Here is a 24196-nt window from a genome sequence, read left to right as displayed (position 1 = left end):
CTTCAGGCCCGGCAGCATCGGCGTTTCCCTTGCTTTTCTTGTTTTCCTCAAACGCAGGAACGCTAGAGCGGCGGCAGGGGGGCTGCAAGCGAATCATTGCGCCCCTCACGCTTTGGTGCGCCAATTCCATATTTTTGCGATTTCTGCGGCGCACTTGCATTTCGTCGCGCAATTGCCGATATGGAAAGCGGGAGGTTGGTGGTGGACGATCCACTCGCCAACCGGGTCAGGTCCGGAAGGAAGCAGCCCTAACGAGCCCGGAACGGGTCATTGTTCCAGCCTCCCACCTCATCGGCCCCTCTCGCGACATTGACGACGCATTGCAGCGCGGGCGAGACTATGCGCAGGAATCGGCCGCCTTCGGGCGCGGCCATTTGGAGCTTTACGGGCGTATGAGCGAAGCCGGAAATTCGGGACCAAAGAGCCTGGAGATAGGCAAGGCCGCCGCCTATCGCGTGCTGGCACGCAAGTACCGTCCTTCGAACTTCTCCGAGCTGGTCGGCCAGGAGCCGATGGTGCGCACCCTCACCAACGCCTTTGCCACCGGCCGTATCGCCCAGGCCTGGATGCTGACCGGCGTGCGCGGCGTCGGCAAGACGACGACGGCGCGCATCCTCGCGCGCGCCCTGAACTATAAAACCACTGATATCGACCAGCCGTCGGTCGACCTTGCCGTCCTCGGCGAACATTGCCAGGCGATCATGGAAGGCCGCCATGTCGACGTCATCGAGATGGACGCCGCCTCGCACACCGGCATCGACGACATCAGGGACATCATCGAGCGCGTGCGCTACGCGCCGGTCTCGGCCCGCTACAAGGTCTATATCATCGACGAAGTGCACATGCTGTCGACGCAGGCCTTCAACGGCCTTCTGAAGACGCTGGAAGAGCCGCCGCCGCACGTCAAATTCATCTTTGCCACCACCGAAATCCGCAAGGTTCCGATCACCGTCCTGTCGCGCTGTCAGCGCTTCGACCTGAGGCGCATCGACGCCGGCGCGCTGGTCGGGCATCTCGCCTCGATCTCGGCCAAGGAGGGCATTTCGGTCGACGACGACGCGCTGGCGATGATCGCGCGCGCCGCCGAGGGCTCGGCTCGTGATTCGCTCTCCATCCTCGACCAGGCGATTGCCCATGGCGCCGGCTCTGTCGGCGCCGACGCGGTTCGGGCGATGCTGGGGCTTGCCGACCGCGCCCGCATCGTCGACCTGTTCGAACATGTGATGAAAGGCGATGTGGCGGCAGCCCTTGGCGAATTCCGTGCGCAGTACGATACCGGCGCCGATCCGGCCGCCGTGCTGACCGACCTTGCCGAATTCAACCACCTCGTCACCCGGCTGCGTTTCGTGCCGACGGCCATCGAGGATGCCTCGCTATCCGAGGACGAGCGGCAGCGCGGCGCCGATTTCGCCAGGACGCTGTCGGTCAGGGTGCTGTCGCGGACGTGGCAGATGCTGCTCAAGGGCATTCCAGAGGTGCAGTCCTCCAACCGGCCGGTCAGTGCCGCCGAAATGGTGCTGATCCGGCTGGCGCATGCCGCCGACCTGCCGACGCTGGACGAGGCGTTGAGATCGCTTGAAGGCGCCGCGCCGGTGCAGAATGGCGCGCTGCGCCCAAATGGGGCGCCCGCAGGGGGAGGAGGCAACGGCAACGGCGTCAGCGCGGTGGCGCAGACGCGCATGCCGTCTGGCCCGGGCGGCGCGCAGACCATGCGGCTGGTCGAAGCCTCGCCTGCGCCCGTTGCCTACGTCGCTCCGCCGGAGCCGGTCACGGAGGCGCAATCGGCGCCGCTGAAATCGCTGGCCGACATCATTGCCCTGGCAGACGCGCAGCGCGACATCGCCTTCAAGGTGCTGGTCAAAAGCTGCATCCGGTTTGTACGCATCGAGCCCGGCCGCATCGACGTTGGCCTGACCAGCGATGCGCCCAAGATGCTGCTCAACGACCTGACGACGAAATTGCGCGCCTGGACCGGTCGCAGCTGGCTTGTCTCGCTGTCGAAGGAAGAGGGCGGCCAGACGCTCGCCGAAATGGAATCGGCCAAACGCGAGACGGCTTTTCTCGATGCCAAGAGCGACCCGACAGTGGCCGCCATCCTGGCGCGCTTTCCCGGTGCCAAGATCATCGATGTGCGCATTCCGGACGCGCCGGAAGCCGAAACGGCAGAGGCCGAAGTGCCGGTCGAGCCGCCGGCTGACGACGATGAACCCTGATCCAGCCACGAATCCGCAAAGGACCCGACCATGAAAGATCTTCTCGGCCTGATGGGCAAGGCGAAGGAAATGCAGGCCAAGTTCCAGGCCATGCAGGACGAGATCGCCACGCTGGAAGCGTCCGGCCAGGCCGGCGGCGGCCTGGTCAATGTGACGCTGACCGGAAAATTCGAGATGAAGTCGTTGAAGATCGATCCGTCTCTGTTCAAGGAAGACGATGTCGAGATCCTGGAAGACCTGGTGCTGGCCGCTCACAACGACGCCAAGACCAAGGTCGAGCAGATCATGCAGGAAAAGACCAAGGCGCTGACCGCGGGCCTGCCGATCCCGCCGGGAATGAAACTGCCCTTCTAGCCTTCGGTGCGGCCATGGCCGAAGAGCCGTCCGAAAGACTGATCGAGCAGCGTATCCGCAACAGGATCTACGAGATCCTGGAAATCCTGGCCGATTGTGACGACGGCGTCGATCTCGTCGGCATCAAGGGTTATTTCTATCTGTTCGAGGATTTCCTCCATCGCCCATCGATCGAAGCCGGCACATCGGCGCTTTCGAAGGACGAGCGCGCGATCGTGCTGGAGATCGCCGAATTCCTCGAGGCGGCAAGCGAGACAAATCCGGACTTCACCAAGGCTGAGTTCATAGACAGCGACTGGCCGGGAAAGATCGCGCCGACGGCCAGGGAGGCGCGGACGCTGTTCCTCCGGCGCGGCCTGTTTTCGGAGAGGGTCGAGGAGCTTGAGCCTGGCCAGCCGGCCGCGATAGCGGCCGGGCGGTAGATCGCTTCAGGAAAAATCGCGTGGTGCTTTCCCTTGGGGCAATTGCGGCGAAACAAAGAGAGAGCGGTCATCGCTTTTGTGAAATGACGGCTCGATCTATCTGGAAAGCCACGAAATTGTGCCAATTTGGCAACAGTACGTTGTTAATAACGTTTTGGCCATCATTTTGCCCGAAAGTGTCTCATTCTTGCCGCAGCCTGGGGGCGGGCACGAAGTGAGAGGGTTACCTGTTGATTTCCACGCGATGGAAGACGCCGCTGTTGCTCGGCGCCGTCATTTCACCCCTGTTTTTGGCTGCCTGCAGCCAGACCACTTCACACGGCATGTCCGTCGCCAGCCTGACCGACGCCATCACGCCGGGTTTCCTGAGTTCAGGGGCCTACAGCCACACGCCGAAGGACAAGGAATGCCTGGAACGGGCGATGTTCTTCGAGTCGAACCGCTCGAGCCGCGACGGCATGATCGCGGTCGGCACGGTGGTGATGAACCGGCTGCGCTCCGGCAACCATGGCAGCACCATCTGCCAAGTGGTGGGCGAGCCCGGGCAGTTCGCGCCAGGTGTCATGACAAGGCCGATGAATTCACGCGCAATGCCCGATGTCGAGGAAGCCGCCGACGCGGTGCTGAAGGGCGAGCGCAAGTCCAAGCTCAAGAACACCATGTTCTTCCACACAGCCGGCCTCCGCTTCCCCTACAAGAACATGCACTACACCATGGTTGCCGGCGGCAATGCCTTCTACGAGAAGCGCGGCCGCAACTGGCAGCCGCTGCCGGATGAGCCGCAGGTCGCTATTGCCTCGGCGGCGCCCGACAAGTCAGCCGCGCCGGTGACGATGGTCGCGTCCGCCGAGCCGGTGCGTCCAGCCAGGACGGCAACCGTTCGATCCGCTCCCGCCCAGCAGACCTATGTGACCGCCGCCGCCGCGCCGGCCGCGAAATCCGCGCGTGTCTCGCAAGAGCCGACGGTGGTGGCGATGCAGGAGCCGATGGAAGAGCCGGATGCCGCGCGTTTTGGCGGAAGCTTGAACACAAGGGTCATCTCGTCGGTTCAAGACGCGCCGCAAGAGGCGTCGATGGGGTTCCAGTCGACGCCTGAGAACACAGACGCCATTGGCGCGATGATTGTCAGCCAGGGCCGGCCGCTCGAGACCAACTGATCTGCGCCCCGCGGTCCGCCAAGGCCCAATATGGCGGTCATGCGGATGCAGATGTTCCAAAGCGCTCTGAAAAATCCTGGAGCGGTTCACCGTTTCGCGGAAACGGTGAACCGCTCCAGCTTTTCGTTTTGACGCAATTCCGGACGGAAAACCGCTTCGCACTTTTCCTGGAATTGCTCTAGATCAGAGCGATGTCGAAGCGAATCGCCGGTCCCGAGATCGAACGTCTGATCCAGCTCCTGGCCAAGGTGCCGGGGCTGGGACCCCGTTCGGCCAGGCGTGCCGCCCTTCATCTGATCAAGAAGAAAGAGCAGCTTTTGTCGCCCCTTGCCGCCGCCATGGCCGAGGCGGCCGACAAGGTGCGCATCTGCTCGACCTGCGGCAATGTCGATACATCGGACCCTTGCATGATCTGCACCGATCCGCGCCGTGATGCCGGCACCATCATCGTCGTCGAGGACGTCTCCGACCTGTGGGCGCTGGAGCGCGCGGCGGCGATGAATGTGCGCTACCACGTGCTCGGCGGCACGCTGTCGCCGCTCGACGGCATCGGCCCCGAGCAGCTCAACATGCGCTCGCTGGTTGATCGCGTCGCCGGCGGCGAGGTCAAGGAGATCATCCTTGCCGTCAACGCGACGGTCGAGGGCCAGACGACCGCGCATTACCTCACCGACCAGTTGTCCGGCTTCGACATCAAGGTGACGCGCCTTGCGCATGGCGTGCCGGTCGGCGGCGAACTCGACTATCTCGATGAGGGCACGCTGGCCGCGGCGCTGCGTTCGCGGACGGCGTTTTGACAAAGTTGCGGCAGGGGATGCGGGTCATGATTTTTGCGCGTCCTTCCAGGCTGGTGCCAAGCACCCCCCTCGACAGGACGGAGAGGGGTGCGAAGGAACGCAAACCTCTCAGATTGGTTCTGTTTTCCTTTTTTGCAGTTCTTCTCTCGGTCTTTTCCACCCCCGCCTCCGCCGCAAAGATCGACGACCAGTTCCGCGCCTGGCTGCAGAACGACCTCTGGCCACAGGCCAAGGCGAAAGGCATTTCCAAAACCACCTTCGACGCCGCCTTCGACGGCATCAAGCCCAATCTGAAGCTGCCGGACCTGGTCAAGCCGGGCGAGAAGGCGGCCACGCCGCAGAAGCAGCACCAGGCCGAATTCGGCTCACCCGGCGCCTATTTCGCCGAGAAGACGGTTCGCGCGGTGACGGCGGGCGGGCGCGCGCGCGAAGCCGCCAATGCCAGGACACTTGCGGCCATCGAAAAGCGCTATGGCGTGCCGGGCGAAGTGCTGCTGGCGATCTGGGGCCGCGAGACCGGATTCGGCGCGGCGAAGATGCCTTATGACGCCTTCGAAGTGCTGGGCACCAAGGCATTCATGTCGACCAGGAAGGACTTCTTCCGCACCGAACTGCTTGCCGCACTCGAGATCGTCGAGCGCGGGCTGGCTCCGGTCGGCGCGATGAAATCGTCCTGGGCCGGCGCGCTCGGCCAGCCGCAATTCATGCCGACCTCGTTCCTGAAACATGCCGTCGATTTCGACGGCGACGGCCGCGTCGACATCTGGAACTCGACGCCGGACGTGTTGGCCTCGATCGCCAATTATCTCGTCCACTATGGCTGGGTAAAGGGTCGTGGCTGGGGATTCGAGGTGACGGTGCCGGAAAGCGTTTCCTGTTCGCTGGAAGGCCCGGACCAGGGCAAGAAAATCTCGCAATGGGCTGATATGGGCATCAAGCGCGTCGGCGGCAAACCGTTTCCAGTGAGTGAGCTGAAGGCCGAAGGCTTTCTGCTGATGCCGGCAGGGCGCAGCGGCCCGGCCTTTGTCGCCACGCCCAATTTCTACGTGCTGAAGCAATACAACACCAGCGACCTGTACGCGCTGTTCATCGGCCATGGCGCCGATCGCATCGCCCATGGCGATCAGAACTTCGCCGGCAGCTGGGGCGCGGTCGGCGGGCTGCACCGTTCGGACATCGCCGCCCTGCAGCGGGCGCTGGAGGCCAAAGGCTATGATGTCGGCAGCGCCGATGGCCTGCCCGGCTTCAAGACCCGCCGCTCGATCGGCATATGGCAAGCCAAGAACGGCCGCGCCGCCACCTGCTTCCCTGACGCCGACCTGGTCGCAGTGCTGAAATAGCTCCGAAATTAGCAGATTTTTCTCGATCGGCAGCCTCGATTGGCTGGCCTATGCGTCGACACCCCACCGGCCTTTCTGGCCCAATGAGCCGTCGTATAAATGCTCGTTGCCCGCCACGGGGCCGCCGGATATGGTGTTGACCAACTGGACAAAAACCACGACGGTAAGTGGGCAGAGGGGCCGTCTCCAGGCCCCGAAAAAATTCCGCAACCCTGAGCCGGGAACTCAGGTCAACAAACAACAAAACAGGGAACAATCACAATGATGATGGAAAAGCTTGCTCTACGCTCTCGCTTCCTGCTCGCGGGTGCCGCCATGTCGGCGCTGCTTCTGGCCGGCGCGCCCGCCGGTGCGGTCACGCCCGCCGACACGCTGGTCGAAGGTTTCGCGATCGACGACATCATCTCCATGGATCCGGGCGAGGCGTTCGAGCTGTCGACCGCCGAGGTCACCGGCAACACCTATGATCTGCTTGTCCGTCTCGACCTCAGCGACACCTCCAAGGTCAAGGGCGACCTTGCCGAAAGCTGGACCGTCTCCGATGACGGCCTGACCTACACGTTCAAGCTCAAGCCCGGCCTGAAATTCGCTTCCGGCAATCCGATCACGGCGTCCGATGTCGCCTGGTCGTTCGAGCGCGTCATCAAGCTCGACAAGAGCCCGGCCTTCATCATCGGCCAGTTCGGCATCAGCGGTGACAACGTCACCGAAAAGGCCAAGGCTGTCGACGACGGCACCTTCCAGTTCACCGTCGACAAGGCCTATGCGCCGAGTTTCGTGCTGAACTGCCTGTCGGCAACGGTCGCTTCGGTGGTCGACGCCAAGCTGGTCAAGGAACATGTGGCTGCGGTCACGCCGAGCGCCGACTACAAATGGGACAATGATTTCGGCAATGCCTGGCTGAAGACCGGCTATGCCGGCTCCGGCGTCTTCAAGCTGCGCGAATGGCGGGCCAACGAAGCCGTCGTTCTCGAGCGCAACGACAATTACTACGGCGAAAAAGCCAAGCTTGCCCGCGTCATTTATCGCAACATGAAGGAAAGCTCGGGCCAGCGCCTGGCGCTCGAGGCTGGCGACATCGACGTTGCCCGCAATCTCGAACCGAACGACCTCGACGCCATCGCCAAGAACGCCGACCTCACCACCACCAGCGCGCCCAAGGGTACGGTCTATTACATCAGCCTCAACCAGAAGAACGCGAACCTCGCCAAGCCGGAGGTGCGCCAGGCGTTCAAGTATCTGGTCGACTATGATGCCTTGAGCTCCACCATCCTCAAGGGCATCGGCGAAATCCATCAGACCTTCCTGCCCAAGGGCGTGCTCGGCGAATTGGATGAGAATCCGTTCAAGCTCGATGTCGCCAAGGCCAAGGAATTGCTGGCCAAGGCCGGTCTGCCCGACGGCTTCAGCGTAACCATGGACGTACGCACCGGCCAGCCGACGACCGGGATGGCGGAATCGATCCAGCAGACGCTCGGACAGGCCGGCATCAAGCTCGAGATCATCCCGGGCGACGGCAAGCAGACGCTCACCAAATACCGCGCCCGCAACCACGACATCTATATCGGCCAATGGGGCCAGGATTATTTCGACCCGAACTCCAACGCCCAGACCTTTGCCTCGAACCCGGACAATTCGGATGGGGCCAAGACCAAGACGCTGGCCTGGCGCAACGCCTGGGACATTCCGGACCTGACCAAGCAGACGGAAGCGGCACTGCTCGAGAAGGATGCCGGCAAGCGCGCCGACATGTACAAGGATCTCGAGAAGAAAATCCTCGACACCAGCCCCTTCGTCGTCATCCACCAGCAGCTGGAAGTGGCCGGCCTGCGCAAGAACCTCAAGGGCTTTGCGCTCGGCCCGAGCTTCGACACCAACTTCGTCGGACCGGTGTCCAAGGAATAGTGCTCGCGGACACGCCGCATGAGCGCGGTTGAAAAAGAAGTGGCGGCGGGGCGCGGCAGCGCCCGCGCCGTCGCTATTGCATCATCGCTTGGCCGTTTCCTGGTCATTGCGATCACGACCTATCTTGGTCTGCTCGCGGTCACCTTCTTCATCGGCCGCGTCATTCCGATCGACCCGGTGCTGGCGGTGCTCGGCGACCGGGCGCCGGCCAATGTGGTTGAGCGCACGCGCCGCGAGATGGGCCTCGATTTGCCGTTGATCGAGCAGTTCTACATCTATGTGAAGAATGCGCTGAACGGCAATTTCGGCGTCTCCGTGCTGACCACCAATCCGGTCATGACCGACATTCGCCGGGCGCTTCCGGCCACGACGGAACTGGCGACCCTCGGAACGCTGATCGGCGCTTTGTTCGGCGTGCCGCTCGGTGTGCTGGCCGCGGTCAGGCGCGGCAGCCTCATCGACCAGATCGTGCGCGTCATCGGCCTGATCGGTTATTCCGTGCCGATCTTCTGGCTGGGGCTGCTTGGGCTGGTGCTGTTTTACGCCAAGCTGCAATGGGTTGCCTTCCCGGCGAGGCTCGACGTCGTCTACGAATACACCTTTACGCCGATCACCGGCTTCTATCTCCTCGACTCTGCGATGCAGGGGCAGTGGGACGTTTTTTACGACGCCTTCCGCCACATCATCCTGCCGGCCTCGCTGCTCGGCTATTTCTCGCTCGCCTATATCAGCCGCATGACGCGCTCGTTCATGCTCAACGAATTGTCGCAGGAATATATCGTCGCGGCGCGCGCCAAGGGCCTGTCGGAAACGCGCATCATCTGGGGTCACGCGCTGCGCAACGCAGCGGTGCCGATGGTGACGGTGATCGCGCTTTCCTATGCCGGACTGCTGGAAGGTTCGGTGCTGACCGAGACCGTCTTCTCATGGCCGGGCATCGGCCTTTACATCACCAATTCGCTGCAGAACGCCGACATGAATGCGGTGCTCGGCGGCACCATCGTCATCGGCTCGGTGTTCATCGCCATCAACCTTCTGTCCGACCTGCTGTATCGTGTGCTCGATCCGAGGACGAAGTCCGCATGAGCGTCGACACCATCCAGAGCCGTCGCGACTGGCTGCTCAGCGAGCGGCCGGCCTCGCGCATGCAGGCAAGGCTCGGCCGCGCCTATGTGGCGTGGCGGCGCTTTTCCGCCAACCGGTTGGCGTTTCTGGGCCTGCTCATCATCATCGCCCTGCTGGTCGTTGCCGCCCTTGCAGGCGTGCTGGCACCTTATTCGCCAACGTTCGGCGACCTGAAGAACGCGCGCCTGCTGGCGCCGAGCGCCGAGCACTGGTTCGGCACCGACGATCTCGGCCGCGATATCCTGTCGCGCATCCTCTACGGCTCGCGCTGGACGCTTTACGTGGTCATCCTGGTTGCCATCATCGCCGCACCCATCGGCCTTCTGGTCGGCACCGTTGCAGGCTATGCCGGTGGCTGGACCGATGCCATCCTGATGCGCATCACCGACATCTTCCTCGCCTTTCCCAAGCTGATCCTGGCGCTGGCCTTCGTCGCAGCACTTGGCCCCGGCATCGAGAATGCAGTGCTGGCCATCGCCGTCACCTCATGGCCGCCCTACGCCCGCATCGCGCGGGCAGAGACGCTGACGGTGCGCAATTCCGACTACATCAAGGCGGTGCAACTGATGGGCGCCTCGCCCTTCCGCATCGTGCTGCGCCATATCATGCCGCTTTGCATTTCGTCCCTGATCGTCAGGGTGACGCTCGACATGGCCGGCATCATCCTGACCGCCGCCGGGCTCGGTTTCCTCGGCCTCGGCGCGCAGCCGCCGCTGCCCGAATGGGGCACGATGATCGCCTCCGGCCGCCGCTTCGTGCTCGATCAATGGTGGGTGGCCGGTGCGCCGGGCTTCGCCATCCTCATCGTCAGCCTCGGCTTCAACCTGCTTGGCGACGGCCTGCGCGACGCGCTCGATCCGCGGAGTGGCGACCAATGAGCGGCGACCAATGAGCGGAGAACCGAAAACGCTTCTCGACGTAGACGACCTGCGCGTCACCTTCCCGACCCGCACCGGGCTGATCGAGGCGGTGCGCGGCGTTTCCTTTTCGCTCGGCCGTGAACGGCTCGGCATCGTCGGCGAATCCGGCTCGGGAAAATCGCAGACCGGCCGCGCCATCATGGGCCTGACGCCACCGCAGGCGCGGATATCGGCCAACAAGCTCGCCTTCGACGGCATCGACCTGCTCAGCGTCTCGCCACGCGAACGCCGGGCGCTGCGCGGCAAGCGCATCGCCATGATCCTGCAGGATCCGAAATATTCGCTCGACCCGGTGATGAGCATCGGTCGCCAGATCGTCGAGACGCTGCGCACCCATGAAAAGGTCGGCAAGGCGGAGGCACGCGACCGTGCATTGGCCATGCTGGAGGCGGTGCAGATCCGTGATCCCTCTCGCGTCTTCAATTTGCATCCGCATGAAGTTTCGGGCGGCATGGGCCAGCGCGCCATGATCGCCATGATGCTGATCGCCGGTCCGGAAATGATGATCGCCGACGAGCCGACCTCGGCGCTCGACGTCACCGTGCAGCTCGATGTGCTCGGCATCCTCGACCGGCTGGTCAGTGAGCGTGGCATGGGGCTGATCTTCATCTCGCACGATCTGCGCCTGGTCTCGTCCTTCTGCGACCGCGTCATCGTCATGTATGCCGGCAAGGTGGTCGAGCAGCTCAAGGCGTCCGAACTCGGCCAGGCCCAGCATCCCTACACGCGCGGCCTGCTCAATTGCATGCCCAAGATCGGTGCCGACCGCCACCCGCTGCCGGTGCTCGACCGCAAGCCGGAGTGGGCGGCATGACTTCTGCGATTGCCGTCGACAGGCTGGAAGTGATCTTCGACCGTTTTCGCGCACTGAAAGGCGTCAGCCTCGACGTGCAGCCGGGCGAATCCTTCGGCCTGGTCGGCGAATCCGGCTCCGGCAAATCGACGCTGCTGCGGGCCATCGCCGGCCTTGCGCCGGTTGCATCGGGCGGCATCGTCGTCAACGGCAAGACGCTCGGCGCGCGCCGCGACAAGGCCTTCTACCGTGAAGTGCAGATGGTCTTCCAGGATCCGTACGGGTCGCTGCACCCGCGCCAGACCGTCGACCGTCTGCTGCAGGAGCCGCTTGCCATCCATGGCTTTGCCGACGGCGAAAAGCGTATCCAGCGGGCGCTCGACGAAGTCGGCCTCGGCAACGGTTTTCGGTTCCGCTATTCGCACCAGCTCTCCGGCGGCCAGCGCCAGCGCGTGGCAATCGCCCGTGCACTCATTCTCGAACCGTCGATCCTGCTGCTCGACGAGCCGACCTCGGCGCTCGATGCCTCGGTGCAGGCGGAAGTGCTCAACCTGCTGGAAGAGGTACGCAAGCGGCGCAAGCTGACCTTCCTGATGGTCAGCCACGACCTCGCCATCATCACCCATATGTGCGAGCGGCTGATGGTGATGCAAAGCGGCGAGGCGGTGGAGAATCTGGCGGCGGCGGATCTTGTCGAACGCCGTGTGACAAAGGACTATACGCGCAATCTGTTGCGGGCCAGCGACGGGTTTGTGAGAACCGCTTGAATTCGTTTTCTCTTTTGCGCCGAACAACCATCTTGGGGAATTCCCATGGAGGAATGGAAGTTTGCGGATCCTCCCAATGTCGCGGTGTTTGTGGATAGGGCAGTCGTTACCCGCGGCGATTGGATTGCATACGTCTCACATGACGATGACGACGGCAGTTGGCAATTCCACAACAGCGAAACCGGACCTGTTGACGAAGGCGATATCATGATCGTCAGCTTGCAAAACGTTGTGCAGCGGGACGAAAGCATCCAGGCGTTGGCGGACTTGCCAGAAGGCTGGCACGCTTGGCGCACCTCGAAATCGTCGCCATGGCAACGCGCCAGGTCGCGCCCTGTGCCCTCCAACGACAACGAATGATCAGGCAAAGCCTTAGGCTGAGCCTTGCGCCAGTTCGCCGTTCTCCAGAACGGGTGGCTCTTCCCGGCCCTTCGGCTCCTTGATCCTGAACCACGTCACATAAAGCGCCGGCAGGAACAGCAGCGTGATTGCGGTACCCGCGATGATGCCGCCCATCATCGCATAGGCCATCGGACCCCAGAACACTTCACGCGCGATCGGGATCAGCGCCAGGCTGGCGGCCGCCGCCGTCAGTGCGATCGGGCGCATCCGGTGTTCGGTCGCTTCGATGACCGCCGCCCAGCGATCCTTGCCCTCGCGCACCAGATCCTCGATCTGCACGATCAGGATGACCGAATTGCGGATCAGGATGCCGATCAGCGCCAGCACGCCGAGGATGGCGACGAAGCCCAGCGGCGCTCCGCTCGGCACCAGGGCCGCCACCACGCCGATCAGGCCGAGCGGCGCCACCGCCACGACCAGGAACAGGCGCTGGAAGCTTTGCAACTGCACCATCAGGATCGTTGCCATGACGAACAGCATCAACGGCACGACGGCGGCGATCGGTCCCTGACTTTTGGCGCTCTCCTCGACCGAGCCGGCGGTGGCGATCGAATAGCCCGGCGGCAGCTTGGCGGTGAAGGCATCGACCGATGGCTTCAGTTCGTTGACGACCGTGGCCGGCAGCACGTCGCCGACCAGCCCGGCGCGCACGGTGATGGTCGGGATGCGATCGCGTCGCCACACCGTCGGTTGCTCCAGATCGTAGCGGAAGTTGGCGACCGCCGCGAGCGGGATCGCCTCGCCGGTGCTGGTCGGCAACTGCATGTTCTGCAACGTCTCGATCGAGCCGCGTTCGGCGCCGCGGGAGCGGGCCACGACATTGATCAGGTAGGTGGCGTCGCGCACCTGCGTGATGGTGGCGCCGCCGACCGTACTGTTCAGCGCGCTGGCGATGTCGGAGGAGGTGATGCCGAGCTGGCGTGCCTTGTCCTGCAGCACGTCGACCCTCAGCACCCGCTGCGGCTCGTTCCAGTCGAAGGTCGGCGCGGCGAGCTTTGGATTGGCGGAGATGACACCGGCGAATTGCTGCGCCAGCTCGCGCACCGTCTGGATGTCGGGACCGCCGACGCGGTATTGCACGGGGCGGCCGACCGGCGGTCCGAGTTCGAGCGGCTTGACGAAGGCGTCGGTGCCGACGAACTCCTCGCGCAGCAGCTTTTCCAGCGCCGGCTTGACCCGGTTGCGAGCCTCGATGCTCTTGGTGACGATGACAGTCTGGCCGAAATAGGGGTTGGCCGGCTGCACGTCATAGGCGAGCACGAAACGCACCGCGCCCTGGCCGATATAGGACGAGAAATGGTCGATGTCGGGATTGCCGACCAGTGCCCGCTGCTCGAACCGCTCCATCTGGTCGCGCGTGTCGGCGATCGAAGAATTCTGCGGCAGGTTCCAGTCGACGATCAACTCCGGCCGGTCCGATGGCGGGAAGAACTGCTGCTGCACCAGGCCGAAGCCGGCGATCGAGCCGGCAAACAACAACACGGTGGCGATGATGGTCAGCCAGTGATGGCGCACCGAGCCGACAAGCACGCGCCGGAACAGTGAGGTGAAGCGGCCCGGCTGGTCGTGATGCTTGGTTTTCATCGTCGCCGGCAGGATGGTGACGCCGAGCAGTGGCGCAAACAGCACCGCCACGATCCATGACACCAGCAGCGAAACGGCGATGACCACGAACAGGGTGAAGGTATATTCGCCGGCGGCGCTGTTGTTGAGGCCGATCGGGATGAAGCCGGCGACCGTCACCAGCGTACCGGTCAGCATCGGAAAGGCGGTCGATGTGTAGACATAGGTCGCCGCCTTGCGCAGATTGTCGCCGACCTCAAGCCGCGCCACCATCATCTCGACCGCGATCATCGCGTCGTCGACCAGAAGGCCGAGCGCGATGATCAGCGCACCCAGGGAAATACGCTGCAGCGAAATGCCGAGATAGGCCATGACCGTGAAGGTGATGGCCAGCACCAGCGGGATCGACAGCGCCACGACGAAGCCGGCGCGCATGCCGAGACTGATGAACGACACGGCGAGCACGATGGCGACCGCCTCGAACAGCGCACGCGTAAAGCCCGAGACGGCCTCCTCGACGATGACCGGCTGGTCGGCGACCAGATGCACGCCGACACCGACCGGCAGGTCGGCCAGCACCTTGTCCATCTCCTTGTGCAGGGCCTCGCCGAATTCGAGCAGGTTGGCGTTGGGTTTCATGCCGATGGCGAGCCCGATCGCGTCCTGGCCGTTGAAACGGAACAGTGCCGTCGGCGGATCGACATAGCCGCGTGTGATCGTCGCTACGTCGCTCAGGCGGAAGAAGCGGTCGTTGACGCGCAGATTGATGGCGCGCAGGCTTTCCTCGGAGGTGAACTGCCCGCCGACACGCACGCTGATGCGCTCCGGCCCGGACTGGATGACGCCGGACGGCGTGATCGCGTTCTGCGCCTGCAGGCTGGCGACGATCGCTTGCTGGTTGAGGCCGAGGGCGGCGATCTGGCGGGTTGAGAATTCGAGATAGATCGCTTCGTCCTGGGCGCCGACCAGGTCGACCTTGCCGGCGTTGGGCACGGTCAGGATCTTTGTTCTGGCATCCTCGACATAGTCGCGCAACTGGCGCGGCGTCAGCCCGTCCGATGTGAAGGCGTAGATGTTGCCATAGACGTCGCCGAAGCGGTCGTTGAAGAACGGGCCCTGCACACCCTGCGGAAACTGTGCCCCGATGTCATTGACCATGTTGCGCACCTGAATCCAGTTCGGCACGACATCGCGTGCCTTGGTGGTGTCCTTCAGGTTGACGAAGATGACGGTCTGGCCGGCCGTGGTGACGGACTTGGTGTAGTCGAGGCTATCGAGTTCCTCGAGTTTCTTCTCGATCCGGTCGGTCACCTGCTGCACGGTTTCCTTGACCGAGGCGCCCGGCCAGTTGGCCTGGATGATCATCGTCTTGATGGTGAAGTTGGGATCTTCTTCACGGCCGAGATTGAGGTAGGAGAACACGCCAGCCACGACGAAGACCAGCATGAAATACCAGACCATGGAGCGGTGGTTGAGCGCCCAGTCGGAGAGATTGAAGCCTTTCATGAGGCCCCTCCCTCGGGCACTGTCACCTTCTGGCCTTCGCTCAGGCTGTGGACGCCCGCCGTGACAACACGCATGCCGGCCTCCAGCCCCTCGGTCACCGTGAAGGTGCCGCCATTCTTCGACGCGACCTTTATGTCGCGTGCGTTCACGCTCGATGTCTGCGGGTCGACGATCCACACTTTCGCGGAACCGTTCTTTTCGAACAGCGCCGACATGGGCAGTTCGATCGTCGGTGCCACCTTGGTCACGCGGGTCGCCGTCACCGTCGAGCCGAGCCGGAAGGCCTGTGGCGGATCCGTGAGCGTCAGCCTGACGCGCCGGGTGCGGGTCGAGCCCTCGGATTGCGGTGCGATCTCGCGCAGCTTAGCCCCGGTCTGGATCGTCGGCAGCGACTGCAGGATGACCTGGAAGGGCGTGCCGGCCGCGAGATCACCGGTCAATTGGTCGGGAATGTCGACCACCGCCTCGCGCAGGTCCGAGCGCGCCACGGTGACGACGGTCTGGCCGGGCGAGACCGTCTGGCCAACTTCGGCGCCGACAGCGGTGACGACACCGTCGAAATCAGAGAACAGCCTGGCATAGCCGAGCTGTTCCTGCGATTTGGCAAGCGAGGCCTTAGCCCGCTCGACACCTGCCTCCGCAGCTTTGCGCGCCTGCTGCGCGGCGTCGAAGACAGCTTGCGTGGCGTTGGCTGAGGCGAGTAACTGGCGCTGCCGTTCCTCGCTGGCGGCGGCGTTGGCGAACTGCGCCTCGGCATTGGACAGTTCCGCCTTGGCCGCCTGGAGCGACAACTCCAGCGCGGTCGGATCGAGTGCCGCTATCGTCGTGCCCTTGCTGACGATGTCGCCGACCTGGACGTCGCGCGAGACGACCCGGCCAAGCAGGCGGAAGGCCAGGTCGGCGCTGACCTGCGGTTCGACGGATCCGGCAAAACCGAAGACTTGCGTGGTGCGCGGCTCGATCACCATCGACAGCACCGGCCGGATGATCTCGGGCGGCTTTTCCTCCGACCTGGAGCAGGATGCCAGCGCGCCGAGCATGAGCACGCCGAGCAGGATGCGCGGCGTCCGGCTCATTGGCCCGCTCCCGATATCTCGATCGTCTGTCCAGGGCTGAGCAGCTGTCCTCCAGCGGTGACGACGCTCTGGCCTTCGTCCAGCCCCCTGGCGATCACGACCGTGCCCGAATTGAACGCCAGCACTTCGACCGGCGCCATCGTCACCGCCTTGGTCGAGGGATCGACGATCCAGACCGCCGGCTTGCCGCCGCTGGACGTCAGCGCCTGCCAAGGCAGCAGGATCGCCTTCGCCGGCTTGGCGCTTACCGAGCCGATGACGGCTGCTCCCAGCGGCATGCCGGCGGGCGTGTCGGGAATGGCGACCTTGACCCGGATCGAGCCCGAAGCCGGGTCGACCGCAGGCGAGATTTCGCGGACCTTGCCCGTTGCCCTGACCTGCGGATCGGACAACAGCGTGATCGTCACCGCAGGCGATGCCGGTGTCTTGGCGATCAGCGTCTCCTGCACGTTGAACACCGCGTCGCGGTCGCCGTCCTCGGCGACGGTGAAGACGGTTTGCGCGGCTTGCACCACTTGGCCGGTTTCGACTTGGCGGGCGGTGATCACGCCGGCGGCACCGGCCTTGAGCTCGGTGAAGGACAGGTTTTGCTGGGCGTTGGAGAAAGCGCTCTGCGCGGCTTCGACGCTGCCTTGTGCCACCTTCAGGGCCTGGTCCGCGGCGTCATAGTCGCGCCTGGTGGTGAAGCCCTGCGCCAGCAGCGTCTTCTGCCGCTCGAAGGCGGCAACGGACTGGGTCAGTTGCGCCTTGGCTGCATCAAGATCGGCCTGCGCCGAGCGCAGGTCGGATTCCTGCTCCTGCGGGTCGATGCGGGCGAGCACCGTGCCTTGATCGACATGCTGGCCGACATCGACAAACCGTTCGGCGACGCGACCGCCGACCCGGAACGACAGATTGTTCAGCGTACGCGCCGCGATCACCCCGGTCAGCGAAGTCCTTGGCGCATAGTCGGCCATCGCCACCGTTTCGGTGCGCACCATGATCTGCAGTTTCTTGTCCACCGCTTCCTGCTTCTGACAGCCGGCCAGAAGCAGCGCCGCCGTGCAGGCGAAAAGCGCCGGGGCGGCTGGAAAAGACAAAAGACCGGGAGCTCTGACCGATGGCTGCGAGACGGGCGAAGTCACGTTCCTGCTCATGGGCTCCCCCGGCCGCGGGCCGCTCGCTGATCGCGGTGCCTCGCGGCCATCCAGAGGATAGTCGATCCCCGGGAAAAGGAAACCGGTCTCGTACGTGTATCGCCCGACTGGCTAAGCGCCGGGATCTGCCCACCGCAGGCCCAATCGCCTGCCGGTGGTGCCGACTTGAGGAAAACGTGAAATAAGGTCAGAAGACATCTCAACGGCATCAAACAGGACGGGCGCCGGCCCGGTGAGGGATACGATGAAGAATTCAGCCATTTCCGAACGCAAGAACCAATCGATTTCCCGCGGCGTCGGCATGACCACGCAGATTTATGCCGACCGGGCTGAAAATTCGGAAATCTGGGATGTCGAGGGGCGTCGCTATATCGATTTCTCGTCGGGCATCGCCGTCGTCAACACCGGGCATCGCCATCCCAGGGTGATCGAGGCGGTCAAGGCACAGCTCGACCGCTTCACCCACACCTGCCACCAGGTGGTGCCCTATGAGAGCTATGTGCGCCTGGCCGAACGGCTGAACGGCATGCTGCCCGGCAAGTTCGAGAAGAAGACGATCTTCGTCACCACCGGGGCCGAGGCTGTCGAGAACGCCATCAAGATCGCCCGCAATGCCACCGGCCGTCAGGCGGTCATTGCCTTCGCCGGCGGCTTCCATGGCCGCACCTTCATGGGCATGGCGCTGACCGGCAAGGTCGTGCCTTACAAGGTCGGCTTCGGCGCCATGCCGGGCGATGTCTACCATGCGCCGTTCCCTGTGCCGCTGCACGGTGTCTCGGTCGCCGACTCGCTGGCGGCGCTCGACCGGTTGTTCAAGGCCGATGTGGATCCGGCCCGCGTCGCCGCCATTATCATCGAGCCGGTTCAGGGCGAGGGCGGCTTCTACGACGCGCCGCGTGATTTCCTGGTTGCGCTGCGCAAGCTTTGCGACCAGCACGGCATGCTGCTGATCGCCGACGAAGTGCAGACCGGCTTTGCCCGCACCGGCAAGATGTTTGCGATGGACCACCATGAGGTGGCCGCCGACATCACCACCATGGCCAAGAGCCTGGCCGGCGGCTTTCCTCTGGCGGCGGTCACCGGCCGCGCCGAAATCATGGATGCGCCCGGCCCCGGCGGGCTCGGCGGCACCTATGGCGGCAGCCCGATCGGCGTTGCCGCGGCGCACGCCGTGCTCGACGTGATCGAGGATGAAAAGCTGTGCGACCGCGCTAATACGCTGGGCGCAAGACTGAAACAGCGGCTGCAGTCGATCCGCGACGACGTGCCCGAGATCGTCGACATCAGAGGTCTCGGCTTCATGAATGCGGTCGAGTTCAACGACGTCAAGAAGGGCCTGCCCTCGGCCGAGATCGCCAATGCGATCCGGTTGAAGGCGCTCGACAAGGGCCTGATCCTGTTGACCTGCGGCGTCTACGGCAACGTCATCCGCTTCCTGGCGCCGATCACTATCCAGGACGAAGTCATGAACGAAGCACTCGACATTCTGGAAAGCTCGATCCGCGAAGTCTGCGCCGCCTGATCAGTAAGGTGCCGCGCCTGAGGGACGGAATTATCCCGCCGCTCTGGCGGGCTCATTCTCGAGGAAAGCGGCCAGTGCCGCTTTCAGCCCCTCGGGGCCAGCGGCCACCGTCTGCGGCGTCGGCGAGAAGCCGGCGCCCAACATCTTGCGGCCAAGCATATGGTCGCCCGGACGGTTGACCGATTCGATGCCGAGCAGCCGCTCGCCGGCGTAGTGGTAGATCGAGAATTTGTTGTCGGGCAGGTCGCCCAGCACGACATGGCTGTCGCCGCCGGCGGTCAGGCCGACCATCTGCAGCTTCATGTCGCCGATGTCGGACCAGAACCATGGCACCGCAGAATAGGCGTCGGCATGGCCTGATATCGTGCGCGCGGCAAGCCGCGCCTGGTCGGTGGCATTCTGCACCGATTCCAGCCGCACGTCGCCGCCGGTGAACCAGTGACGGTAAGAGGCAGCATCGCCAATAGCGAGAATCTCCGGCACCGAAGTCCGCATCTGGTGATCGACGCGGATGCCGTTGGCGATGCCGAGGCCAGCTTCCTGCGCCAGTTCGACATTCGGCACGGCACCAATGCCGACAATGACCATGCGCGCCGGCAGCCTTTCGCCTGACGAGGTGATCGCGGCCACGACATGACCGTTTTCGCCTTCGAGCCTGGCGATCGAGGTGCCGGTGAGGATGCGCACGCCCGTCGCTTCCAGCCGTTGCCGGACGTGGCTCGCCACCACCGGCGCCACGGCGCGGCCGAGCAGCCGGTCCACCGCCTCGACCACTGTCACCGTGCGGCCGGCGGCCCTCAACGTGGCTGCGATCTCCAGCCCGATGAAACCGCCGCCGAGGATGACGACTTCGTCGGTTTGCGCGCTGAGGTCGCGGATCAGCCGCGCATCGGCCAGCGAGCGCAGCGACAGCACCCCGGACAGATCGGCACCGGGCAGCGGCAGCGTGCGCGGGCGCGAGCCTGTCGCCAGGATCAGGTGGTCGAAGGCAAGCGCACCACCGCCGGCAATATCCAAACTGCGGCGTCCGGCATCGAGGCGATCGATCCTGACGCCAGGCCGGTAGTCGATGGCGCTGCCGGTGTAAAAGGCCTCGCCGCGCAAGGGTTGTGGCTTGGCCTCGGCATCCTTGATGAAGGTCTTCGACAGCGGCGGCTTGTGGTAGGGCAGTTCGTCCTCATCTCCGACGAGGATCACCGGCCCGTCATAGCCGTCCTCGCGCAGACTTGCGGCCGCTTGCACGCCCGCATGACCCGCGCCGACAATGACCACACCGTTCTTCATCGCACTCAATCCCGATTCTACCCTAGGATGTTCCGCCAGATGGCAATTGTCTGGCACCGCTGCAAGCGAGCTTTTGCGGGTCGCATCCGGGATGGCGGCTGTCAATCGCACAGTTCAGCGGCAAGACCGGTGCAGGAAAATGCATAAAGTTGACAGTCGCAGTTTAGAATAATTCTAAACTGTTGTTTCGATTGACTTTTCTTGCGGATTGTCATTGACATCCGACGGTGTCGCAGCTTTATGGAAGCTCGCGCGTTAGCGCATCCCTTTAATGTTTGGGCCTTGAACCCTTTCGATTGGAGGCATTTTGGTGTCTTTCTTCCGCGAACCGCGCGATGGCGCGGCATCTCTTGCGCCCAATGGCCCGCAGATGGCCTGGCGCCGGTTGCTGCGCGCGCCGTTTACAGAATTTCCGAGAAACTGGAGAGTGATCATGACAGCACGATATGGCAGCAGGCTTGCGGCGATCGGCGCCACTGCCCTGCTGACGGCGGCGGTATTCGTGTTGCCGGCAAAGGCGGAAACAGATGTAAAGGCGGTCATCAAGACCTATTCCGACATCGCGCTCGCCAAATACGAGGATTCGCTGACCACCGCGCAAGCGCTCGACAAGGCGGTCGACGCGCTGCTCGCCACGCCATCGGTGGAAACCCTCAACGCTGCCCGTGACGCCTGGAAGGCATCGCGCGTTCCCTACCAGCAGACCGAAGTCTACCGCTTCGGCAACAAGATCGTCGACGACTGGGAAGGCAAGGTGAATTCCTGGCCGCTGGATGAAGGCTTGATCGACTATGTCGCCAAGAGCTACGGCACCGAATCGGACGCGAACGCGCTCTACACGGCCAATGTGATCGCCAACAAGGAGATCGAGATCAACGGCAAGAAGGTCGATGCATCGAAGCTTTCGCCGGAATTCCTCTCCGGCACGCTGCAGGGGGCCGGCGGCATCGAGGCCAATGTCGCCACCGGCTATCACGCCATCGAATTCCTGCTCTGGGGCCAGGACCTGCATGGCACCGGCCCGGGTGCCGGCGAGCGCCCCTACACCGACTACGACCTCAAGAACTGCACCGGCGGTAATTGCGACCGCCGCGCCGAGTATCTGAAATCGGCCAGCGACCTTCTGGTTTCGGATCTTCAGGAGATGGTCGGCAACTGGAAGGAAGACGGCGCCGCCCGCAAGGCTCTTGTCGATGGCGAGCCGAGCACGGCGATCTCGACGATCTTCACCGGCATGGGCTCGCTGTCCTACGGCGAACTGGCCGGCGAGCGCATGAAGCTCGGCCTACTGCTGCATGATCCGGAAGAGGAGCACGATTGCTTCTCCGACAACACCTACAATTCGCATCTCTACGACGCCATCGGCATTCGCGCGGCCTATCATGCGAGCTACACGCGTCTCGACGGCACCATCGTTTCGGGTCCTTCGGTGGCCGATATGGTGAAGGCGGCCGACCCGGCGATCGACAAGGAACTGTCTGACAAGCTCGATGTTTCGGTCGCCAAGATGGAGGCGATCAAGGCGCGTGCACTGGCCGGCGAGGCCTATGACCAGCAGATCGCCGAGGGCAACATTGAGGGCAATGCCACCGTCCAGGCGGCGATCGATGCGCTGATCGATCAGACCAAGTCGATTGAGCGCGCCGTCGGCTCCCTGAAGCTCAGCACCATCGCCTTCGAAGGGTCCGACAGCCTCGACGCGCCGGACAAGGTGTTCAAGTAAGGGGTAAACGACGGAGACTGGCCCGGAGCCGGACAACCGGCTTTGCAACGGCCTCCGCCAGAAGATCAAGCCACACGGCGCGGGAGACGCCGTCAGCCAGCCGAGCAAGCCAATGCTGATTTGTCATTGCAACATCATCACCGAGAAGGAGATCGAGCAGACGATCGTCGGGCTGCTGGACCAGGATCCCTGGCAGTTGATCGTGCCGGCGAAAATCTATCATGCAATGCAAAAGCGCGGTCGCTGTTGCGGCTGCTTCCCAAATGTGGTGGAAACGATCATTCGGGTCACCGAAAACTACCACGCTCGCTCGGAGGCGAGCGGCGTGGATGTCGTTTCACACCTGGATCGCGTCAGAGGCCTGCGCATCCAATACGGGAGCAGAATTCATGAAAGGCGATCCGCAGATCATCGAGCGGCTTAACGAGGCCCTTTTTCTGGAGCTTGGCGCCGTCAATCAGTACTGGGTGCATTTCCGTCTGCTTGAGGACTGGGGATACGCCAAGCTGGCAAAGAAGGAGCGGGCGGAATCGATCGAGGAGATGCACCATGCCGACAAGCTCGTCGCCCGCATCATCTTCCTCGAAGGCCATCCGAACCTGCAGTCCGTGGCGCCGCTGCGCATCGGGCAGAACGTCAAGGAAGTGCTCGAATCCGACCTTGCCGGAGAATATGACGCACGTACCGCCTACAAGCGTTCGCGCGAAATCTGCAACGACGCCGGCGACTACGTGACGATGAAGCTGTTCGAGGAATTGCTGGCCGACGAGGAGGGTCACATCGACTTTCTTGAGACGCAGCTCGACCTGCTTGCCTCGATTGGCGAGGAGAAATACGGCCAGCTCAACGCCGCATCGGCAGACGAGGCGGAGTAAGGGCATGCGGGAATGCGGCGCCTGCTAGAATTCGTGCGCCGCTCGCGGCGGGCCAATGGCTCGCCGCCCCCTGAGAAGACGCCAGCCGGATTGGCGCGTCGGCGCTGTGTCATGCTCGTGTTGGCGCTTACCTCTTCGGCGATGGCGGGTGATCTTCAGCCGGCCGGCTTCGCCACCACGCGCACCGACCTCAATGCGAAGGATCAGGCGCGCGTCATTGCCGTCACCAGGCCGACCACGGATTTTTCCAGGCCAGAGCCGTTCGAATTGATGCAAGGTGGCGCCGGCACGTCCCGAAAGGACGTCAGCCGCGATTCCTTCTCGCAATCCTCGGCCAACATCACCTTCGAGGAAGAGGGCGACTTCAAGCTCGGCAATGCCCTTTCCCGCAAGAACTGGGTCTCGTCGCCATCCTCGACGCAAGCGTCGGACGGGCTCGGCCCGCTGTTCAACGAACGTGCCTGCCAGAACTGTCATCTGAAGGATGGCCGCGGCCGCCCGCCGCAAGGCGACCCCGGCACCACGTCGATGTTCCTGCGGCTGGCCCGCGACGCCAGCAGCGTGGAAGAGAAGGCGGCGCTTGCCGACCATGAGGTGCTCAACTTCCCCGACCCGGTCTACGGCAGGCAATTGCAGGAGCTCGCCGTACCCGGCCTGCCTGGTGAAGGCAGGATGCATATCGATTACCAGGAACGTAAGGTGGAGCTGACGGACGGCTCTGTGATCTCCTTGCGCAAACCGAGCTATTCGGTTGACGGCCTTGGCTACGGGCCGCTTGACCCGCGCACCACGCTGTCGCCGCGGCTCACACCGCCGATGATCGGCCTGGGCCTGATCGAACAGATCGCGCCGTCTGATATTCTCGCCCAAGCCGATCCGGACGACAGGGACGGCGACGGCATTTCCGGCAGGCCGAACATCGTGCGCGATAGCCTGAACGGGGAACTGACGCTCGGCCGCTTCGGCTGGAAGGCGCAGACCGCGTCGATCCGCCAGCAGGCGGCGGATGCCTTTGCCGGCGACATCGGCATCTCGACGCTCGAAGAGCCGAGGCATTGGGGCGATTGCACTGCTGCGGAGGCAAAATGCCTCGCCATGCCGAACGGCGTGCAGCAGCGTCTTGGCCCGGTCGAGGCGCCGCCGCCGGTGATGGATCTCGTCACCTTCTATTCGCAGAACCTGGCCGTGCCGTCGCGCCGGGACCTCGACCGGCCGGACGTGCTCGCGGGCAAAAAGACATTCTACGAGATCGGCTGCATTGCCTGCCATACGCCGAAATTCGTCACGCGCCGCGATACGCCCAATAAGGCGCAGGC

21 protein-coding genes and 1 other RNA gene are annotated in these 24196 nt (G+C 63.7%); 18 read left to right on the top strand and 4 right to left on the bottom strand.

Annotated elements, in window-relative coordinates; all coding sequences use genetic code 11:
- Positions 1-190 precede the first annotated feature (190 nt).
- The 13 genes from ffs to EN991_RS01440 all read left to right on the top strand — a co-directional run bounded on the left by ffs (position 191) and on the right by EN991_RS01440 (position 12153).
- Positions 191-287: signal recognition particle sRNA small type (ffs, locus tag EN991_RS01500), an RNA gene on the top strand.
- 105 nt (positions 288-392) lie between these two features.
- The gene (locus tag EN991_RS01495) at positions 393-2213 is read left to right on the top strand and encodes a DNA polymerase III subunit gamma/tau (RefSeq protein ID WP_127368036.1); all 1821 of its coding nucleotides are present in this window, start codon (positions 393-395) and stop codon (positions 2211-2213) included.
- Positions 2214-2243: 30 nt separating this feature from the next.
- Positions 2244-2567 (top strand): YbaB/EbfC family nucleoid-associated protein, encoded by a 324-nt coding sequence (locus tag EN991_RS01490; protein WP_013527931.1) that lies wholly within the window; start codon positions 2244-2246, stop codon positions 2565-2567.
- Between the two features lie 14 nt (positions 2568-2581).
- Positions 2582-2989, top strand: coding sequence for a hypothetical protein (locus EN991_RS01485; RefSeq protein ID WP_127368035.1), 408 nt, complete (start codon positions 2582-2584; stop codon positions 2987-2989).
- 230 nt (positions 2990-3219) lie between these two features.
- Entirely contained in the window at positions 3220-4146 is a 927-nt protein-coding gene (locus EN991_RS01480; protein WP_013527929.1) for a cell wall hydrolase, read from the top strand.
- Positions 4147-4337: 191 nt separating this feature from the next.
- Positions 4338-4943 (top strand): recombination mediator RecR, encoded by a 606-nt coding sequence (recR, locus tag EN991_RS01475; RefSeq protein WP_013527928.1) that lies wholly within the window; start codon positions 4338-4340, stop codon positions 4941-4943.
- Positions 4944-4969: 26 nt separating this feature from the next.
- Positions 4970-6283: a lytic murein transglycosylase gene (locus EN991_RS01470; RefSeq protein WP_024503438.1), complete on the top strand. Its 1314-nt coding sequence runs from the start codon at positions 4970-4972 to the stop codon at positions 6281-6283.
- Positions 6284-6544: 261 nt separating this feature from the next.
- Positions 6545-8188 (top strand): ABC transporter substrate-binding protein, encoded by a 1644-nt coding sequence (locus tag EN991_RS01465; protein ID WP_127368034.1) that lies wholly within the window; start codon positions 6545-6547, stop codon positions 8186-8188.
- 18 nt (positions 8189-8206) lie between these two features.
- Positions 8207-9274: an ABC transporter permease gene (locus tag EN991_RS01460; RefSeq protein WP_024503440.1), complete on the top strand. Its 1068-nt coding sequence runs from the start codon at positions 8207-8209 to the stop codon at positions 9272-9274.
- Entirely contained in the window at positions 9271-10191 is a 921-nt protein-coding gene (gene nikC, locus EN991_RS01455; protein ID WP_127368033.1) for a nickel transporter permease, read from the top strand. Before EN991_RS01460 ends, nikC begins: the two co-directional genes overlap by 4 nt.
- 10 nt (positions 10192-10201) lie before the next feature.
- Positions 10202-11047, top strand: a complete 846-nt coding sequence (locus EN991_RS01450; RefSeq protein WP_127368032.1) for an ABC transporter ATP-binding protein — start codon at positions 10202-10204, stop codon at positions 11045-11047.
- A complete protein-coding gene (locus EN991_RS01445) occupies positions 11044-11793 on the top strand; it encodes an ABC transporter ATP-binding protein (protein WP_013527922.1) in 750 nt (249 codons plus the stop codon). The genes EN991_RS01450 and EN991_RS01445 overlap by 4 nt, the downstream gene beginning before the upstream one ends.
- 45 nt (positions 11794-11838) lie before the next feature.
- Entirely contained in the window at positions 11839-12153 is a 315-nt protein-coding gene (locus tag EN991_RS01440) for a hypothetical protein (protein WP_206519134.1), read from the top strand.
- A 12-nt stretch (positions 12154-12165) separates the two neighbouring features.
- On the opposite strand, the gene EN991_RS01435 is transcribed toward EN991_RS01440, so the two are convergent.
- The 3 genes from EN991_RS01435 to EN991_RS01425 are packed head-to-tail and all read right to left on the bottom strand — an operon-like array spanning position 12166 to position 17476.
- Positions 12166-15264 carry an efflux RND transporter permease subunit gene (locus EN991_RS01435; protein ID WP_127368030.1) on the bottom strand — a complete coding sequence of 1033 codons (3099 nt, stop codon included), beginning with the start codon at positions 15262-15264 and terminating at the stop codon, positions 12166-12168.
- Entirely contained in the window at positions 15261-16340 is a 1080-nt protein-coding gene (locus tag EN991_RS01430; protein ID WP_024503446.1) for an efflux RND transporter periplasmic adaptor subunit, read from the bottom strand. The genes EN991_RS01435 and EN991_RS01430 overlap by 4 nt, the downstream gene beginning before the upstream one ends.
- On the bottom strand, positions 16337-17476 hold the full coding sequence (locus tag EN991_RS01425; protein ID WP_127368029.1) for an efflux RND transporter periplasmic adaptor subunit: 1140 nt from the start codon (positions 17474-17476) through the stop codon (positions 16337-16339). Before EN991_RS01425 ends, EN991_RS01430 begins: the two co-directional genes overlap by 4 nt.
- Positions 17477-17720: 244 nt before the next feature.
- Between EN991_RS01425 and EN991_RS01420 the strand changes: the two genes are divergently transcribed.
- Entirely contained in the window at positions 17721-18998 is a 1278-nt protein-coding gene (locus EN991_RS01420) for a 4-aminobutyrate--2-oxoglutarate transaminase (protein WP_013527918.1), read from the top strand.
- Positions 18999-19028: 30 nt separating this feature from the next.
- Here the strand turns inward: EN991_RS01420 and EN991_RS01415 are convergent, their stop codons facing one another.
- Positions 19029-20282, bottom strand: coding sequence for an FAD-dependent oxidoreductase (locus tag EN991_RS01415; protein ID WP_127368028.1), 1254 nt, complete (start codon positions 20280-20282; stop codon positions 19029-19031).
- A 433-nt stretch (positions 20283-20715) separates the two neighbouring features.
- On the opposite strand from EN991_RS01415, the gene EN991_RS01410 reads away from it, so the two are divergent.
- From EN991_RS01410 to EN991_RS01395, 4 genes are all read left to right on the top strand, one after another.
- Positions 20716-22005: an imelysin family protein gene (locus EN991_RS01410; RefSeq protein ID WP_013527916.1), complete on the top strand. Its 1290-nt coding sequence runs from the start codon at positions 20716-20718 to the stop codon at positions 22003-22005.
- Positions 22006-22117: 112 nt separating this feature from the next.
- Positions 22118-22429 carry a (2Fe-2S)-binding protein gene (locus EN991_RS01405; protein ID WP_013527915.1) on the top strand — a complete coding sequence of 104 codons (312 nt, stop codon included), beginning with the start codon at positions 22118-22120 and terminating at the stop codon, positions 22427-22429.
- Entirely contained in the window at positions 22395-22880 is a 486-nt protein-coding gene (gene bfr, locus EN991_RS01400; protein WP_013527914.1) for a bacterioferritin, read from the top strand. The genes EN991_RS01405 and bfr overlap by 35 nt, the downstream gene beginning before the upstream one ends.
- A gap of 12 nt (positions 22881-22892) precedes the next feature.
- A partial coding sequence (locus EN991_RS01395) for a di-heme oxidoredictase family protein (protein ID WP_127368027.1) occupies positions 22893-24196 on the top strand: 1304 nt, incomplete at its 3' end.

The sequence above is a fragment of the Mesorhizobium sp. M7A.F.Ca.US.005.03.2.1 genome (genome assembly GCF_003997795.1).
GTDB lineage: Bacteria > Pseudomonadota > Alphaproteobacteria > Rhizobiales > Rhizobiaceae > Mesorhizobium > Mesorhizobium ciceri.
The sequence above is the reverse complement of the archived record's forward strand: the minus strand, read 5'-3'. Positions and strand labels throughout refer to the sequence as shown.

Bases quoted from the DNA above. Each gene is read 5' to 3' on its own strand.
- EN991_RS01435 (WP_127368030.1), bottom strand. From the start codon at position 15,264: ATGAAAGGCTTCAATCTCTCCGACTGGGCGCTCAACCACCGCTCCATG.
- bfr (WP_013527914.1), top strand. From the start codon at position 22,395: ATGAAAGGCGATCCGCAGATCATCGAGCGGCTTAACGAGGCCCTTTTT.
- EN991_RS01425 (WP_127368029.1), bottom strand. From the start codon at position 17,476: ATGAGCAGGAACGTGACTTCGCCCGTCTCGCAGCCATCGGTCAGAGCT.
- EN991_RS01440 (WP_206519134.1), top strand. From the start codon at position 11,839: ATGGAGGAATGGAAGTTTGCGGATCCTCCCAATGTCGCGGTGTTTGTG.
- EN991_RS01410 (WP_013527916.1), top strand. From the start codon at position 20,716: ATGACAGCACGATATGGCAGCAGGCTTGCGGCGATCGGCGCCACTGCC.
- EN991_RS01405 (WP_013527915.1), top strand. From the start codon at position 22,118: ATGCTGATTTGTCATTGCAACATCATCACCGAGAAGGAGATCGAGCAG.
- nikC (WP_127368033.1), top strand. From the start codon at position 9,271: ATGAGCGTCGACACCATCCAGAGCCGTCGCGACTGGCTGCTCAGCGAG.
- EN991_RS01485 (WP_127368035.1), top strand. From the start codon at position 2,582: ATGGCCGAAGAGCCGTCCGAAAGACTGATCGAGCAGCGTATCCGCAAC.
- EN991_RS01470 (WP_024503438.1), top strand. From the start codon at position 4,970: ATGATTTTTGCGCGTCCTTCCAGGCTGGTGCCAAGCACCCCCCTCGAC.
- EN991_RS01445 (WP_013527922.1), top strand. From the start codon at position 11,044: ATGACTTCTGCGATTGCCGTCGACAGGCTGGAAGTGATCTTCGACCGT.
- EN991_RS01465 (WP_127368034.1), top strand. From the start codon at position 6,545: ATGATGATGGAAAAGCTTGCTCTACGCTCTCGCTTCCTGCTCGCGGGT.
- EN991_RS01460 (WP_024503440.1), top strand. From the start codon at position 8,207: ATGAGCGCGGTTGAAAAAGAAGTGGCGGCGGGGCGCGGCAGCGCCCGC.
- EN991_RS01490 (WP_013527931.1), top strand. From the start codon at position 2,244: ATGAAAGATCTTCTCGGCCTGATGGGCAAGGCGAAGGAAATGCAGGCC.
- EN991_RS01420 (WP_013527918.1), top strand. From the start codon at position 17,721: ATGAAGAATTCAGCCATTTCCGAACGCAAGAACCAATCGATTTCCCGC.
- recR (WP_013527928.1), top strand. From the start codon at position 4,338: ATGTCGAAGCGAATCGCCGGTCCCGAGATCGAACGTCTGATCCAGCTC.
- EN991_RS01415 (WP_127368028.1), bottom strand. From the start codon at position 20,282: ATGAAGAACGGTGTGGTCATTGTCGGCGCGGGTCATGCGGGCGTGCAA.
- EN991_RS01495 (WP_127368036.1), top strand. From the start codon at position 393: ATGAGCGAAGCCGGAAATTCGGGACCAAAGAGCCTGGAGATAGGCAAG.
- EN991_RS01450 (WP_127368032.1), top strand. From the start codon at position 10,202: ATGAGCGGAGAACCGAAAACGCTTCTCGACGTAGACGACCTGCGCGTC.
- EN991_RS01430 (WP_024503446.1), bottom strand. From the start codon at position 16,340: ATGAGCCGGACGCCGCGCATCCTGCTCGGCGTGCTCATGCTCGGCGCG.